This is a genomic window from Serratia fonticola (genome assembly GCF_001006005.1).
In the GTDB taxonomy this organism is placed as follows: Bacteria; Pseudomonadota; Gammaproteobacteria; order Enterobacterales; family Enterobacteriaceae; genus Chania; species Chania fonticola.
Genome location: NZ_CP011254.1, coordinates 4,124,357 through 4,140,505, shown reverse-complemented (window position 1 = coordinate 4,140,505; position 16,149 = coordinate 4,124,357). Strand labels below are relative to the sequence as shown.

Genomic DNA, 16,149 nt, shown 5'->3' with positions numbered 1-16,149 from the left:
TTTGAAATATTCAAAGGAAAATAATTGCTGGCTGAAGTCGCTGTCGATGACGGTTTTAATTGAGAGAAAATCGAAGTGTAACTGTCGTCTAATGCCTTTTTATCGATTTATCTTGGCATTTCACTTAGGCAAGCAGGGATGTTGCCTGTTTTATGAGTTTGTCAACTAGTGGTTTATTCTTCCCATCACGAGGACAGGCCGATTGTTGTTGAGTAGTGGCACTAGCTCTGGGAGAGTTTGCAATTAAATTAGACACATTCATTATATTTCCGTCATATACAGTAAAAGCATTAATAATACGCCCCTTACTCTCTTTTACTTTAAAATAACACCTATATTAAACGATATAACACACTCCATTAATTTCATTATAAATGTAAGTCTGATGGGTTTTCTGCTGGTTATAAAATCAGATATAAATCTTTCGTGATTGCCATCGTGTATTTCAGCTCATAAATTCCTATAAAGCTAGAAAATCTGAGGTTAAAGAGCATGACGTATGCTGATAAAATGGCCGCATGAATCTTGATGCACGGCTAGCCTCAATAGCCCTCGATGAACTCCGCTCCCTAGTGTTGAAATTACTCGCTGACCTTGAGCAGTGGACGCCCATCTACCACTCTACCGTTACAACACATGGTGTCAACCTTCCTCGCAGTACGCTGGCGGCGGTTTCTGGGGTCGGCCCTGACACCGTTGGCCCAGGTACCTCATCAGGATCTGTCGCAATACCTGGTCATGCACGCTGATGAAACGCCTCTGTCCATCCTCGACCCAACGCGGCAACCTGTGGCCTACATCACAACACTTGAGGCTGACCGGTTAAGACTACCAATCAAGGCGCAGTAGCCACTATGCCAGCGATGTGCTTGAAGGCTCGCGCGCGCCGGTAGCTTCGATTACATTGAAGTCCTACTAAAGCCGGGTTAGGCGCCACTGACATCTCGACGGCGTCAGTCTGGAGGTCTGCGAATAGGCCACGTTGTGAGGGCTGGAAATATCTACTGTCGTGGGTTCAGTCCAGTTGGATCATGCGTTAAGCTATTGGACAATGGAGATAACTCTCAAGCGCCATGTACCAGCGTTGTTGGTCCCCCCTCCTTTCACCACCGAGATCGTCTTTCTGATCCATATACACTGCGCGATATTGTGGCCCGCCAATCAAACGGAGTTTATCGCAAATCACACCAAGTTGCTGCCGGTCCCCTAATACTGACTGGATGTGTCCCCAGAGCGCATCCCGTGGCTTATCTTTCAATTGAGCCAGATTGTCAACCAACAACTGGGTATGTTGGTTTTTCGCAAACGTCGTATCGAGCCTAGCTGCATCATACCAAGTGTAACTGCCCGCCAAGGCAAATAGCAATGTTGCTGAACGATAGTTCTGTTCATCGACACATTGGATCATTCTCTGATAGAGCTGTGGGGGGGGCTGTTTAGCATTGGTTGCACTGTCTGCGTTCTCACATTGTAAATGTTGCATCACCACTGTTTGTGACAGATGCTCGTCTTGTCCAATCCATGGAATATCGTCAAGCATGCTGCTGCACCCCGTTACCAGTAAGGTCATACCACCAATAATGCATCTGGATAGGCTGTGAATTAACGATGTGCTATTAAAGATCACCATTCAACCTGATCCTCCGCCGTTAGCCCATCTGACAACAGGGTTTGCTGCATCCAATCGTTATAGAGCAATTTAAATCCAAATTCCTTCATATCCACCACCGCCGGCTGCGACTGATTTTCTTCGATTACTGTGTCCAGAGATTTTATCGGAGATGATAATGTCACTGGCCCATTAACATCAGTATTGGTATGGAGTTTAACAATATTCATTATTTTAATTGCCCTTTAGAGAGTAAAAGTGTGAAAATTTTAAGTCACCAAATGTCATTAATCACCAATAACTATAGGAGTAAATTAGCCGGTGGGAGATCTGCCTGAACCCCCAATGACATTGATAGATGTTGATGTATTTAACGCAAACTATTGTGAGGATTTTTCATAGCCTTTCCGTCGGAAGGTTGTCTAGATGACACATGAGTTCGCTTTGCAGTATAGCCAACCCCTGCTGCGATAAACGCCCACATTGACGCTGCAACTCTATTATATCGATAAGCTGTGGTAGTTTTTTCTCAATAAAATCATCAGGAATAAACTCTGCTAATTGTCCTTTATACTTCAGAACATAGCGGTTTTCCTGATGGCGTGTGACTCGAACATTCTTACCACAGATCCGCTCAAGTTCTTGAGCAAGTTTCCCTGAACGTAGCCCCAATGAGGCTGGAATCAATAATTCAAGTGGCAGCAAATCGGAACTATCGCTATCCAGCGTGCGCGACCAACTTTCCAACAACGAAAGAAATATGGATTCATGGGAAAGCACAGTGGCTAACACGCCCCTAACCTTTTCCTGCAATTCCTGGTGCAAACGTAATGACAACGCTGAGTAGTCAGCCATGTAACTTTTAGCAGCGCTAGCGGCAGCCAGCACGCCTTGCTCATATCCTTGGCTGTACGCCATTCTACGTATTGCCTCTTGTTCCTCCCGAGCTTGAGCGATAAGATTCTTGGCCCGAACTTTAGCCGCTTGCAGAATATCTTGTCCTTTTTTCTGCCTGAGACGTTCTTCGCGAGTAAGTAACACCACGCCAGTCACCTGCACCGGAGGGTTACCATGGGTTTCGTTTTGCATGTTGAATTGCCAACCTTAATAAAGCGGTATCTGCACTAAATAAATTGCCAGTTTGCTCGCTATTGCCCAAAATAGGTGGAAATAAAAGTGGAACTCTCTGTTGTAACCATTTAGGTAGCTCATTACAGAAAGATAAAAGCTCCTGCCTAGCCAGATAAGGTATGCACTCAAGCGTCAGCAACTGTTCACCTTGTTCATATTTGCTGACCAATATTGATAATTGTGCAAATTGCTTTACCTCCCTAGGTAAAAGTTCCAACCTTCCCCGACAAGCCAGATTTGCGCGGTATCGTTGACAAGCGATCAAGAACCCTGCTTTGCGCAACATAAACCATTCATTTATAAACAAACGTTCTAATTCGTTCTGTGAGTTGCTATCCATGTTGGTGGCTAAATCTAGCGTGGTGAGTATGACTTCATTAATCACGCTACGGCAGCGGCCTTGATTGAAGCAGGCAGGAACCCTTACCTGCCCTGAATCGATCCACGATACCGGATCAAACATTATCCTCTGCTCATGGGTAAGATTACCCCCAACCTCTTTATCTAACATACTCATCCTCGCTTGCTTCGCCATTTTTAACTGTTGAAATCATTCCTCCTGCTAAAGAAATAAACAGCTCCACCTCCCACCGCAAACGTCACTATCCCCGTCAGTAGTAACCATAGGGACATGCTTACCCCCTGTGAAGTCGTTATCGGGGCTTGATGCTGTACCAGTGGGATCTCTGATAGCACGACGGAAATATTGTCATAGTCAACATCTTCAAAGCTATTTTTCAGAAACCGTTTAATATCATTAATCATTAAAGAGGCTTTATTGCTGGCGGCATCGTATTTTACCAACGCCGAAAGATGAACCGGGACTTTATTTCTTTCTCCCTCCATAGCACTAAGGTCATAACTCACATGGACTCGAGCCGCCACAACGCCTTTCAACACAAGAAGTGATTGTTCCAAGCGCTGCTCAATCCCCGAAAAAAGGCGTGCCTTTTCTGCTCGAGGAGACGATATTAATGAGTCACTGGGAAACATTTCGGCAATTTGCAATCTGGGTTTGGATGGTAGATCATAAATTCGCATTAATTCTACCGCAGTTGTAAAATCCAGTTTCCCCACAGAGACGCTATAACCTTGCTTGTCAACCTCCGTTTTCTTCACATTAATATTATTACTTTGTAACAATGAAATTATTTCATTTGCTTGTGTTTGGTCCAATCCCTTTAACAGTTCCTGTTCCTTACACCCAACGAGTAACAATAGAAATAATGGTAATATTATTTTCAATATCGGCATTTTACGCACGCACTACCGTTTCAACAGCACCAACGGCCTTTCGTGCCAAGGTGGAAAACAATGACATTTTCAAGTTATAATCAGAGGTACGCTGCTGTAGCTCAAACAGTTTAGCCGGATCTGTTGTCGTTTTTATCTCCTGAAGTTTAGACATTATTTCACTTCTGTCTTGATGAGATCCTACCGCATTTTCAGCTATTGAATTTAGCAGAAGGTTGTCTAATGGAATCACATCATCAGTATTAATAGATGTATTTTTGGATAACAGAGAAACAGATTGAATATTGGCAATCATATATCACCTTAATAAATAAGGAAGGGTGAAAACACCCTTCCATTTAATTAGCGGAAGTTGGAAATAATAGCAGAATCCACATCTTTATAAACTTTAACTACGTTGGACTGCGCATTTCGATACAAAGTATATTCAGAGAGTCGTGATTGGTATTCAGCCAAATTTTGCGGATCAGAAGGATCTGCCTTCAAACTTTCCAATGCCGTATCTAAGGATTCATTAAGTGCTTTCACACCATCATCAAATCCTTTCGATGATTCAGATAGGAACCCCTTCCAATCTGAACCTGGAATTTCACCTGCACGTACATTATTAATTGACATAAACGTTACTCTATTATTGATAAAGGTTTAGGAAAGTACCAATGATAAGGGGAAACCTTTATATACCCCTGTTCACCATATTTGAAAGATTTTCCATTAAGCCAGTTTTTCCTGAGCTCGATTGAAAACTGAATATACTGATCACCCCATATTTCTTCAAAGTGTTGAACAAAAGACTTTACTCTTTGAAGCTCATTATCATCAAGTGCCCCTTGGATAACAAAGCTGACACTATCTCGATGAGATAACTTTGAATAATTCACAGAAACCTTCTTGAGGCCTTGCTCCGCTTCCGTGACAACCAGGTCATCGTGGATCCTCTTAAAGACAATTTTATCCACATAGGACAGTCGTTTTTTTAATGCAAGTGACAACGCTTGCTGTTGCTGTATCTGACCTCCTCGCTCATCGCTCAAAAGCAGCTGAGGCTCTTTTGGCTGTTCCAGTTTTACTCGATGAAACTTTACCCCAGGCCAGTTTTCCTGCAACCACGATCTGATCTGTGCTTCTTCCTTCGGGACATAAACCACCCGATAGGCCGTTGCAGGTGGAGTGCGCATTAACGCCTGTTGAGCCCAATCTTTATCAGATTTTTCCTTTGCAAAAATGTAGATCACATCATCGTTGCCACGAACATAATCATACTTATCACGTTCTTTACCTAGTAGTAACGATATTTCTGTCATCTGCCGTCCGGAATTATTGTGATAGCTATAGACCAAAACAGCGGTCAGTAACGCGACGATGATAACTATCGCAATAATCCATACGAGTTTCTTTTTTTCGGTAATTTTATGGATAATGACGTTGTCCGCAGAAGGAGGATATAGCAAAACATCATCGTTCCAGTCTTCTCCCTCGTGGCGCATAGCTAGCGTCAGAGTACCAACATCAATAACTTGATTAGAAGATAATAATGAACCTTCCATCTCTTGCTCATTTACTTTACGCAATAAGACTTTAGGCCGACCAGGTGCATTATCAACAACGATAATCTCGAAGTTTACCCCACCACTCTCCATAGGGATAAATATCGTATTATCTTTATCAACCTCTTCTAGCGTCTGGTTTCTGGCTACATTTTCATTAGCCACGACAAATAATGTGGTACCTACATCAAGTGTAAATTCACACCCCTTCAACGCGCTGCTTAGTAAACGAATAACCACGCTATCCGGTAGGTCTATTATTTCACTTTCTTTAGTTATCATCAAAAGATATTCCCCCAACCGGTTTTCTATGCAATCTCTCAATCAAGTGACGCTATTAGAATCGATTTGGCACAATAAAACATGATTAAAACATCAGTTAAACATGATGACTAAAAAACCCGTTGTATACCACTCAACGATGCATAAAAGTCACATGGCTAAGGATAACTACCTTTTATCAGAAGGGAACCCCAGTTTTTACGACTCAAAGGCCACATTTTACTGACACTTACAAAAAATGCGACATCCATATACCAGAAAACCATAAACTTCATTATGGCCAACATTATATTCACGCTGTAGACCAAACGTATTCACAGCCAGTCTTCATTTGACGAAATCATTATGCCAATAACTAAGGTCATTGTTGGCCTGGTATACTATTGGATTTACAATCAGCATCCGCAAGATGCCTACGTCAGTAGATATTAGAGTCAAAGATAACCGTAATCGCACCGCGGTAGGTGTCTAGCCGGTTTTGAAGCATGGAATCCACATCTCGTTAGTTGACCAAAAAATCAATGCATCCCCTTTGATTCTGCCCAAATGATTTCGTTTTAAACAAGTTTTGTGATAGATTCTTACCGACGCAAGTTATTTCCGTGTTACCGTCGAGTCCGTTTCATCAATATGATTGAAAATACAGCTCATTACTCCAATTTTAGACCACTGGTTAAAACGATTGTAAATTCGTTTTCCAGTCACCATAGCGTTCGAGTAAATCTCTCTAAGGCGCATCTAAGCACAGTCCAAAAATATACCATTCATATTCTAATGCGACAGAACCTTTGTCTTACGATAGAGTCAACGTCAGAGAATTTGACGATGTGTATAGCCAGCTCAACCAGTAATGCCTCTTCCACAGTCTCAGGTTTAACCGCGCCAGCATGCCTGTAGACCTGCCCTCCTTGATTGCGCCTTCAATCTGTTTTTTTAACAGTAAAAAATTAACTACTAAAGAAAAAGAATCGTTAATAACAAAATTAATTATAAAAAACGTTAGTCATAACACAAACATTGAAAGTTTAAATTAGTTCATAATAAAACAAAAACTATTTGAACATAAAAACCTTTATGAAGCCTCATTAGCACTTTGTCATGCGCATCGAGCCCATTCGTTATCAAAGAAACATTTCCATGGAACATATGAATTAATACAAAGTCATTTTTTTAGAAACTCGAGTAAAATGGGGATTGACTTTTTTGAGAAAACAATATAGATATAATAAGCTCATGGAATAAATCGATGCATATTGGATATAAAAAATACCCATATCGGAAATAGAAAAAAAACCTATAGTTATAACACCAGAAGGCAATTAGATAAAAATTCCTCTGCGGAACCCATAAGATATTCTGAAATAAGGCATATGAAAAAGCATCATAAACAGGAGAACAATGGGATTACCCTGGTTTTTCTTGATAAAGATAGTGTTGCGTTTGCTTCTGGAGTTAATCAAGGAAAATGGATGGAACACGATACACCAAACTACTTGTTGGAGACAAGTAGAAAATCGACCGACCGTCTCGCATTGAGATAATGCTCGGTATCCTAGCAGGAGGAGAGATGCTAACTTAAAAACACTCCTACCTCCTGCGGGGCAGATTTATAATTTCTCAGAATATCAATGCCAGACTGAAAAATTAATTATGAATGAGTTCAGGTAAAGGCTTTTATTACATTAACATTGTTTATTTATGTTCACTATCCTATTCAATGCAAGTGCTCTGAATAAATATTAGTTTTTTTAGCGACTATATGATAAATTGACTCAACCGTACTAATCATATCAATATCATCCTCCGTAAATTCGAAACAAAAACACTCTCCCGTGGTGAAAATAATGTCAGCCAATGCTAATGAATCCACATATAAATCCATAAAGAGATCTTTGTCAGGTGTTATATCACTTTCTTCGCAAGCTAAACAGGAAATTATGATTTCATTTATTTTATTTTGCATTTCTCTAAATCTCTTATTTATCCTTGTGGGAAGCAAGGTCTAAAAGTTTACTCGATAAATACCTAGGAGGCTATAAACCCCCTAGCGCTCAAAACTCTATCTACTGGCCGGTTCTCGTCCGTGGCACATTAACGCCAGATAAGGCACTAAAAGACCCCGCACTAAGCGTTGCATTTCCCTCAGGAGCTCTTGCTGGCCGTTGTAAGGGCTTGGGCTGCAACTTACTAGTATCAGCATCAAGACTTTGCTGACGAAATGCCGCCAGTTTATCGCCAAATGAACCTGAGCCATCTGTATTGTCCGTAACATGTGAATTGTTAGACTCTGGTGTAACGGTTAATGGCCGGTGCATGGACTTGGATTGCAATTTAGTGACATCGCTATCGAGGCTTTGCTGACGAAATACAGACAATTTATCGGCGAATGAACCAGAGCCATCCGTATTGTTCCTAACGTGAGTATTGATAGGCTCTCGGGGGGTCGATGTTAATGACCGCTGCATAAGCTTAGATTGCAATGTCGTGGCATCACCATCGACACTTTTCTGACGAAACACCGACATTTTTTGAGTAAGTCCGCCTAAGGCAGCCTCACTACCCACAATTGAGGCATCACCCACGTTTCCATTTCCGGAATTAAAACTTGCTGACTGTTGCGCAAGCTTGGGCTTCAACTGGTTGGCATTAGTACCATCACCTAGCTGCCTAAAAAACGCCAGTTTGTCTGCAAATGTACCTGCATTATCAGGACGGGCCACTCCGCTCTCCTTTGGTTCAAGCTGACTCTGATATGTTGCTCGCGCTTCCCCAACCTGAGCCGTAGTATTTTGAAGAACAGAGCTGTCCGCCAGTTTGCCTAGCCCTTCATCAAAACTACCACGGCGATGGTTAAAGGTATCCAGACTCTGGGCCGACCCGACAGAACCGACGAAAGTGGTTGTTGGAGAGACTTTTGGCCATTTAAACTCGGGTTCTTGACTCTCCAGTTTCGCTGGCGTCTGAGACCTCGGGTCAACATTAACCCCATAGCCCTCATCTGCCTTATATCTATGTACGGGCTTGTGAACATCATTCCCACTATTTTGCTCTTTCGTTGAATCGGTATTTGCGAACACAGAAGGAGAGTTTATTTTTTCATTTTCGTCACCCATATGGTTATCAACGGTATCTACACTATCCGCAACGACTGCCGATAAGCTACCAAAGCTACCCTGTTGGGATTTCTGGGTCGGCTCAATAACCTCCGAGGATAGATTCTGACTCTTCAATTGATTAACCGTGTTTTGCAGATTACGGACTGCTTGCAGGAGATCGGCTATTGTAGCTTGTGAAGCACTATCAGGCGAAACAGTACTGGATGGGTTAGCCAGTTTCTCTGTACCTTGACTTTCGCGCAGTTGCAAACCGTCGATGGAAATGTTGGGACTAAAATGATTATTGATAAAAAAGGGTAAATCGCCACCAGATGAGCTCACGTCCGACGCTGTACTCGTTCCTGCTTCAACAGGCCCCTTTATAGGGTTACCCTCTGATGGCCGAGACTTTGAATCAACCCCCCCAGATGTCGGATACCTGTCGACCGCAGGAAATTGATGACTTTCAGTGTTCGTATCAGCCGAGTGAGCCCCTGTGACGGAGGAAGCATTATTTTCCTTGGCTGCGCAGCCAACTACGTCCAGCACCTTGCTTACCAAACTTAAATCGTTCAATAGGTTAACAAATGGATCTCGTGACGTCGACGCATTCTCTGCGTTTATCAAGCGCTGATGATTAATATGCTCGATAGAATCTCTGATATGAACCGTAACCTGAGGATTTTGTTGCGCAAACAGCTCAATCATCGGTTCGATCCTATTATTTAGCAGCCAATTCCCTAGTCTATAGGGTCCATCTTTTTGTAGGCTCTCGAATCTGTTCTTCAACTCCTCAAATCGCTTATGGTTTTTGTGCGAATGGTCGTTACCCAGTCCAGATTTATCATCCAGCTTATCCTTACGTAACAAACTGAAAAAATCACTTTTTAATTGTTTAATCTGAGCCTCAGACGATTTATCGCCCTTTGCGTCTGCATTCTCCAATACTTTCAGAGCATACATAAACCCTTGGATATTTTGCTTTGCATCTATATTTTTGGCAACGTTCACTTTGTCACTTAACGCAGTGGGCATCTCCGCCATCGCCTCTTGCGTTAAGCCCTTGTTAAATGATGCACTTGAAATCACTTGTTCACTGGCTCGATACTGAGCCTGCCAACCCGCAGCAGGAGGACGGCTAATTGATTCGCCTTGCTGGCCACTTAGCATGTAATTTCCAGCGTTTGACACTGCGTGTAGGCCATTTAACAATGGTGAACACCTAGCGTTCACCAGAGCAGCAGGTGTTAACTCGCTGTACTGGCTACGAATATTACTAATCGGAAACATTTTTTCTCCAATATTGGCAGGTGGAAAGAAGGCTGATTAATAGTCACGTCGTGTACCATCCATATCAGGAACAAAATCACAACTAATTAGGTCAATAACCGATGATTTGCTGTATGTTCACAATCTGATCCCCTGGAATATTTACCAGGGGTTTTAGAAAGAAACATCAAGCGCGAGTCGACGCCAAGGCTCCAGCCGTGTCCATTTGTTTTGCTGTGGTCTCGGTTAACAACGCGAGTAATTGTTGCAACAACTGCCCTGTCATCTGCTTGCTGTCTTCAACTTTGTTACGGGTGTTGTCAGTAACCTGCTTATCGGCATCAACCAACGTCGCATTAGCATTCTCATTGGCCTGTTCAACCTGGAAAGGTGATGCGGCGATTTGTCCACTCATGTTACCGATCTGAGTGCTGCCCGCAGACTGCGTACTTAATTTAGTTGCCTTGTTCTGATGAACGCCGGCCTGGATACCTGCCGACTGGCTCTTATGCTCCATCGGCAGCACCGCCCCACCACTGATAACCGCGCGATCTGCATCCAGTTGGCCCTGTGCCATAGGGGAACGTACCGAGGTTTGATGTAACCCACTTTGCAATGACTTGGCCTGTTGCTGGAAGTCAAGACTGTTGCGCTGTTGACTAATACCAAATTTGCCTTGTGTATAACTCTGACCTGCTTTACGTAAGCCAACACCTGCGCCAACAAGACCGATCGCACCGGAAGAAACAGCCTGACTTGCCGCCGCTTTGCCAGCCTGCCGAGTGTGATCGGCTGAATTATTCGCTAATTGAACACTGATTTTCTGCAGACCAACCCCTAACTGACCGTCCGCCTGGCGGAGTTTTAGCAGAGAGGAAACCAGAAGATCCTTAATGAGGTCCCGATCACCAGCACGAGACTCCTGCATCTTAGCCATACTAAATTCAAACTTTTCTGGTTGCATTAGCGGCGCAACCGCCTGCTGCTGAGCCATGCCACCAAACACCACATGTTTCATTTGATCCTGCAACTGCGAACTGTCCAGTTGCACAGTCGGCGGCTGGATTGCAGGTTTAAGCGTATCATCGGCCGGGCTGACTGATGCTGCCGTACGCTGGGCAACCTGATTAACGAAAACGTTTTTATTTTCCGCAATATTCTCAGTTGTCGGCATCACGCCATTAGCTTTCACATCTTTTGTTGGTCGCGGTGCATCACCTACCGATGAGTTATGGCTGAACGCGGGTAAGATCGGATTATGTTTCAACTCAATTGATTTCATTTATTTTCTCTCTCTTGATAAAGGTTGTTTACATCACTACGCGGAGGCACTCAGGTTACGCATGATAGTTCGCCCGGTACCGGACTGCTGAAGCAACTGATTACGCATCTCCCCCCACAGTTGCTGTACCAGCTCCTGCTTACGTTCGAAAGATTGATATATCATTTCGGCCAATTGCTTGAGGATCTCCATATCAGCGGCGCTGAGAGTGAAACCAGCCAAAGCATCCATGGCCTCTTTTTGCAATTGCCCGCTAATCATATTACCGGTGGCCTGAGTGGTACTCCCGGTAACCATGGCGGTATTGCGCGTAAGTTCCAAACGATTAAGCCATTTTTCCTGTGACAGGGGATCGTTTTTAAACACAGCCTTTTGCAGACTGCCTACTTTTTGACTTATCTTTTTGCTCCCGTTTTTCACCATGTCCGGGACCGCTTTACTGACCTGTTCAACGGTATCCTTAACCGCCTTGTTCAATGCCTCGGTCAAAATCTTCGGCATTTTGTCGATCATCGTTTTCGCCGCCGATTTAGCTACATAGGCAACAGCAATAAATACCGCTACCGTTGCTGCCGCTGCCGCTAACGCCTTGACCATATCCGTAATATCCAACCCTGTGAGTTTATCCAACTCTTTCAACAACAACCCAATCGGGGTATAATCGATGATCTTGTCAAGAAGCTTGCTCATCAAGTCCATCAGGGGCATAAACACATGCTCCATCACAGGGTCAAGTACCATACCGGTCAGTGATTTTCCTGTAATGGCCTCCATAATCGGATCGAGAACCATTAGACCAATACCTACCGCCATCAGACCAGCGCCGGCACCACCGAACACCATGCCGACAGCCCCTACGGCAGTGGCAATCCCCCCTATAATCTTGCCAAGACATCCAGTCGCTTTACTTGCCTCTTCTGCTTTTCGCTGCTGTTCGGCAAACTCCTCCGACTTCTTCAACATATCTTTCTGGTTGGCTTCTCGCATGGTGTTGGTGATCGCCAAATCATTTTTTAAATCTTCGACTGATTGATCCCCAACCGACTGAATAAACTTCCCTAGTAGTAATGACAAAGTAGCCGCATTATTGAGGTGCTTCTCTGTCTGTTGAGCAGTGCCAGAACGCATACTGGCGTAACCAGGCGTATCTGCAGAGGCTTTCATTCGTTCTAGCGCTTGGTCTGCATGAACCGCGGTCTCCATCGCAACCTGTTTTTTTTGCTCGGTTATAGCACCAGCCTCTTTGGTTGCCACTTTAGCAGCGTTTAAATCAGCATTGGCCTTGCTTAGTTTTTCCTCCGCAGCCGCCAGATTTGCCTGATAGCCCGGATCTGTCCCTGGTCCCGCATTCGCTTTAAGTTCCCCTAGCTCCTCACCCGCCTGTTTCGCCAATTGAGCTTTATTTTCCTGGTTACGCTGTGCCGTTTCCAGCCCGTCCATGGCTGTCTTAAATTCTTCTACTGCCTGCTCGTTTGCATTCACCGCGACTTCTGCTTCAGATGAGAGCTTATCCCCATTTTTTTTACGCGCTTCGAGAATTGCCTGCATAGAAGCGAGATTGCTGCTTAGCTTGTCAATTGCCTGCTGCCCCTGCAATTCAATCATGTTTGATAATACCAACAGCAACGAACCATCACGGGTCAGTTTACCTTTGGGTAATACCGGCGCTTCACGTAGCAAGGCATGATCAAACTCCATATCCGCTTCCAATGTGTCACCGATGTCGGTCACATTGACATTACGTACGGCCGCAGTCTCGACACGCTGTTGCTTGTTTACATCAGTTAAAATCTGCTGTGCACGCTCCGGTGAAATTCGAGTGTGTTGCAGTAAATTTACGGGTTTAAAACCTACGTCGATTGTCATTAAGTCTCCTGTTTCTCCGAACATGATTCAACTGCACTGTCAGTTCGGTTTTTTTTAATGGTTTGCAAATAGATCCTGGATTTTTTCTTCAAACTTTCATCATTCGCCCGCCTACATATCAAATCGAAACACTGCATGGCTTTGACAAAGTTCCCCATTAACAGCTGACATTGACCACTGTAAAATATCGGGCTAAAATTATCTTTCGCAATCACGTAAGCTAATGCATACAGATCACAAGCTTTTTGGTAGTTTTTCTTCAGTTGGTTAACTGCACCGAGGCCAATAAAGTAATCAGCATTGTTCAGGTCATACATGCATAGGAAACTAAAAAAGCTTTCAGCATCATCTAAACGGCCTTGCTGGTAAAAATGATGTGCATGGGAATACATTTGTTCCATCATTTCATTGGAAATCCCGTGGATATCCTTAAGCATCACCCCCTCGCTCATTACCGACATCAACATGGTTTCCATATCGTGCTGCTTAGAGGCAGCGGTGATGGGATCGCAAGTCGGATGATTTACTATTGTTTTTTGCGTCATACTCTTTTTCTCCTCGTTAGAGAGCCATAACCCTACAAGGTTTCGATGGCATCTATTAAATCAATTAGGGCTTTTCGTTTCATTCAAATAACGCTCAAGGTAGTGGCGGATGATCGCTTTCGTTCTCAACCACCCAAGCGTTTTCAACCTGTTCCAGCCAGTTCAAGAGGCGAATAACCTCCTCAACCGCCACCAAACTGACAAAGGAGTAACGTTTATGGGTTTTATAAATCAGTCTAGCTAGTTTAATATCCTCAATAACAGGAACCCCAACTTTTTGGGCATATGCACGAACAGCCTGCGCTCGGTTATTGGTTTCCAGCACAGAAATAAACGGGATGGGTACTACCTGAGGGTTTAAATACAATCCAACGGCGATATGCGTTGGGTTGGCGACAATCACTTTAGAATTTTTAATATCCGACTTGACTTGCTCAGACAAAAGTTCACTATGCATCTCTTTGCGTTTTGATTTCATCTCCTGGTTTCCTTCCTGATCTTTGTGTTCACGTTTCACTTCCTCCTTGTCCATTTTGTTGTCTTTTATATGCAGGAAAAATTCAGCTAACGCATCTAAAACAATGATCAGAATAATACAAGATAGGCATAGTACAATCAGAGAATGAAACAACTCCCCCCATACAAAAAATACCTGCTGCGGCGACCCGTGCATCTGTGACAACAGTAACAGCCTATTCTTTTGCCAGAAAATAACACCAGCCACAACAAAGCAAATCAAATAGAGACATGCTTTTACCGCGTCCTTCAAGGCACGCAAACTGAATATTTTTTTTATTCCTTGCGTGGGATTCAGTGAGTCGAAATTAATTTTTAACGCTTTGGTTGCAATAAGAAAACCCGTTTGTAAAAGAGTGGGAAACATCGAGGAAAATATACACATCATTAAAAAAGGAAGGAAAATCTTGATTCCCTCCCAAAATACCATGTGAGTGTATTCATGGAGACCACTGCTAAAGTCATTCTCTATAATACTAGTAAAAACCCCCCCCATCTTTTCAAAAGTGGTTAAATTAATGATATATTCAGCACCTAGCAATAGCAGACATGAGGTGACTAAATCCTTGCTTTTGAATGACTGGCCTTTTTCAGCTGCGTCCTTTAATTTTTTTTGTGTCGGTTGTTCCGTTTTACTCGAAGACATAAGCCACCCTAGTTAGCGAAGCAATATTTTCAGCACAATTGTTCATCTTTTGAATTTACGCCAGCCAGCTAGATAAAATATTAGCATGCATGCGCATATTGATAATCTCGACCGGAAAAAAAGGGGTGAAATACAAAATAAGTATGAAAAATGCAATGCTACTCTTTATCGTCAAGGCAATTGCAAAGGCATTCATTTGCGGTGCATAGAGCGACAGTAACCCCAACAATCCCTCTGCCAACAAGAAACTCACCAACATTGGGCTGGCCATAATAAAAGCCTTGCTGACCATGTTACCCATAAATCCGATGGAGGGTCGTAATGATGGTATTTCAAAAGAAAGAGGGCTCCAAAGTAAGTAGCTGGAATGAAATACCTGAGAAATCGACAAAAAGCCACCACTTTCCAGCACTATCACCGCAGCAAATAAGTTGAAAAAGTTCGCCAACTCCGAGGTGTCAACACCACTAAGCGGATCAATACTGCTACTCAAGGTCGCACCTCGCTGGTTGTCAACCATGCTACCCAATGCATGTAACACCCAGAAAGGCATGCATAAAAAACAAGCGATCACTAAGCCAATGATCGCTTCTTTGACCATCAACCCCAAATAGTGGAGCGTATCAAACGCGGGTAGATCCTGAAAGGGAAACGGCCAAAGTGAAGCCCCCAAGATCATAACAACCGGCATACGGATCATGCCAGTTAGCGTATTATTATTTAAAAACGGTAATAACATAAAAACAGGCATTAGCCTGGCTGATGCCATCGACATGGCCAAAAGCCAGTCGTGTATGCCAAAAAAAAATCCAATTTGCATAAATTTATTCGCGCCTTAAGGCCATCCTTAATACTTCTCCCGAATAAGCCAGTAATACATCACCATACCAGCCTGAGAGCAAAAAGAGACAGATCGTTACGGACAGCAACTTCACCCCAAATGGCAGCGTTTGCTCCTGTATCTGGGTCACCGTTTGAAACAACCCCACCAACACGCCTACGATGGTCGCAACCGCGACAGGTCCAGCAGACAAAATCAGGACTAAATACATTGACTTATTACCAGCAAATACAAGATCATTCATGTTTTCAACCTGATTTATAATA

Annotated in this window: 16 protein-coding genes; all 16 read right to left on the bottom strand. The window is 43.4% G+C overall.

Annotated features, from left to right (window positions below):
• Positions 1–1,036 precede the first annotated feature (1,036 nt).
• The 16 genes from WN53_RS18345 to WN53_RS18275 all read right to left on the bottom strand — a co-directional run bounded on the left by WN53_RS18345 (position 1,037) and on the right by WN53_RS18275 (position 16,127).
• Positions 1,037–1,630, bottom strand: a complete 594-nt coding sequence (locus WN53_RS18345) for a hypothetical protein (protein ID WP_024485275.1) — start codon at positions 1,628–1,630, stop codon at positions 1,037–1,039.
• Positions 1,624–1,839 (bottom strand): hypothetical protein, encoded by a 216-nt coding sequence (locus WN53_RS18340; protein WP_024485274.1) that lies wholly within the window; start codon positions 1,837–1,839, stop codon positions 1,624–1,626. Before WN53_RS18340 ends, WN53_RS18345 begins: the two co-directional genes overlap by 7 nt.
• 166 nt (positions 1,840–2,005) lie before the next feature.
• Complete coding sequence (locus WN53_RS18335) at positions 2,006–2,698, bottom strand: hypothetical protein (RefSeq protein WP_024485273.1); 693 nt, start codon at positions 2,696–2,698, stop codon at positions 2,006–2,008.
• On the bottom strand, positions 2,676–3,251 hold the full coding sequence (locus WN53_RS18330) for a hypothetical protein (protein ID WP_158645288.1): 576 nt from the start codon (positions 3,249–3,251) through the stop codon (positions 2,676–2,678). Before WN53_RS18330 ends, WN53_RS18335 begins: the two co-directional genes overlap by 23 nt.
• A 26-nt stretch (positions 3,252–3,277) precedes the next feature.
• Positions 3,278–3,916 (bottom strand): type III secretion system inner membrane ring lipoprotein SctJ, encoded by a 639-nt coding sequence (gene sctJ, locus WN53_RS18325; RefSeq protein ID WP_235166977.1) that lies wholly within the window; start codon positions 3,914–3,916, stop codon positions 3,278–3,280.
• Between the two features lie 79 nt (positions 3,917–3,995).
• Positions 3,996–4,289: a type III secretion system inner rod subunit SctI gene (sctI, locus tag WN53_RS18320; protein WP_024485270.1), complete on the bottom strand. Its 294-nt coding sequence runs from the start codon at positions 4,287–4,289 to the stop codon at positions 3,996–3,998.
• 47 nt (positions 4,290–4,336) lie between these two features.
• The gene (locus tag WN53_RS27620; RefSeq protein ID WP_071784978.1) at positions 4,337–4,612 is read right to left on the bottom strand and encodes a type III secretion system needle complex protein; all 276 of its coding nucleotides are present in this window, start codon (positions 4,610–4,612) and stop codon (positions 4,337–4,339) included.
• 5 nt (positions 4,613–4,617) lie between these two features.
• A complete protein-coding gene (locus WN53_RS18315) occupies positions 4,618–5,823 on the bottom strand; it encodes a PrgH/EprH family type III secretion apparatus protein (RefSeq protein WP_046808154.1) in 1,206 nt (401 codons plus the stop codon).
• A 1,714-nt stretch (positions 5,824–7,537) separates the two neighbouring features.
• Positions 7,538–7,786 (bottom strand): acyl carrier protein, encoded by a 249-nt coding sequence (locus WN53_RS18310; protein ID WP_024485267.1) that lies wholly within the window; start codon positions 7,784–7,786, stop codon positions 7,538–7,540.
• A gap of 100 nt (positions 7,787–7,886) precedes the next feature.
• Complete coding sequence (locus tag WN53_RS18305; RefSeq protein WP_024485266.1) at positions 7,887–10,088, bottom strand: hypothetical protein; 2,202 nt, start codon at positions 10,086–10,088, stop codon at positions 7,887–7,889.
• Positions 10,089–10,374: 286 nt separating this feature from the next.
• The gene (locus WN53_RS18300) at positions 10,375–11,469 is read right to left on the bottom strand and encodes a hypothetical protein (protein ID WP_024485265.1); all 1,095 of its coding nucleotides are present in this window, start codon (positions 11,467–11,469) and stop codon (positions 10,375–10,377) included.
• A gap of 36 nt (positions 11,470–11,505) precedes the next feature.
• A complete protein-coding gene (gene sctE / locus WN53_RS18295) occupies positions 11,506–13,335 on the bottom strand; it encodes a type III secretion system translocon subunit SseC family protein (RefSeq protein ID WP_046808152.1) in 1,830 nt (609 codons plus the stop codon).
• Positions 13,335–13,811: a type III secretion system translocator chaperone SicA gene (gene sicA, locus WN53_RS18290; RefSeq protein ID WP_037412608.1), complete on the bottom strand. Its 477-nt coding sequence runs from the start codon at positions 13,809–13,811 to the stop codon at positions 13,335–13,337. Before sicA ends, sctE begins: the two co-directional genes overlap by 1 nt.
• Before the next feature lie 163 nt (positions 13,812–13,974).
• Complete coding sequence (locus WN53_RS18285; RefSeq protein ID WP_046808151.1) at positions 13,975–15,042, bottom strand: EscU/YscU/HrcU family type III secretion system export apparatus switch protein; 1,068 nt, start codon at positions 15,040–15,042, stop codon at positions 13,975–13,977.
• A 55-nt stretch (positions 15,043–15,097) separates the two neighbouring features.
• The gene (gene sctT / locus WN53_RS18280) at positions 15,098–15,862 is read right to left on the bottom strand and encodes a type III secretion system export apparatus subunit SctT (protein ID WP_024486133.1); all 765 of its coding nucleotides are present in this window, start codon (positions 15,860–15,862) and stop codon (positions 15,098–15,100) included.
• 4 nt (positions 15,863–15,866) lie between these two features.
• Entirely contained in the window at positions 15,867–16,127 is a 261-nt protein-coding gene (locus WN53_RS18275; protein ID WP_024486134.1) for an EscS/YscS/HrcS family type III secretion system export apparatus protein, read from the bottom strand.
• Positions 16,128–16,149 lie beyond the last annotated feature (22 nt).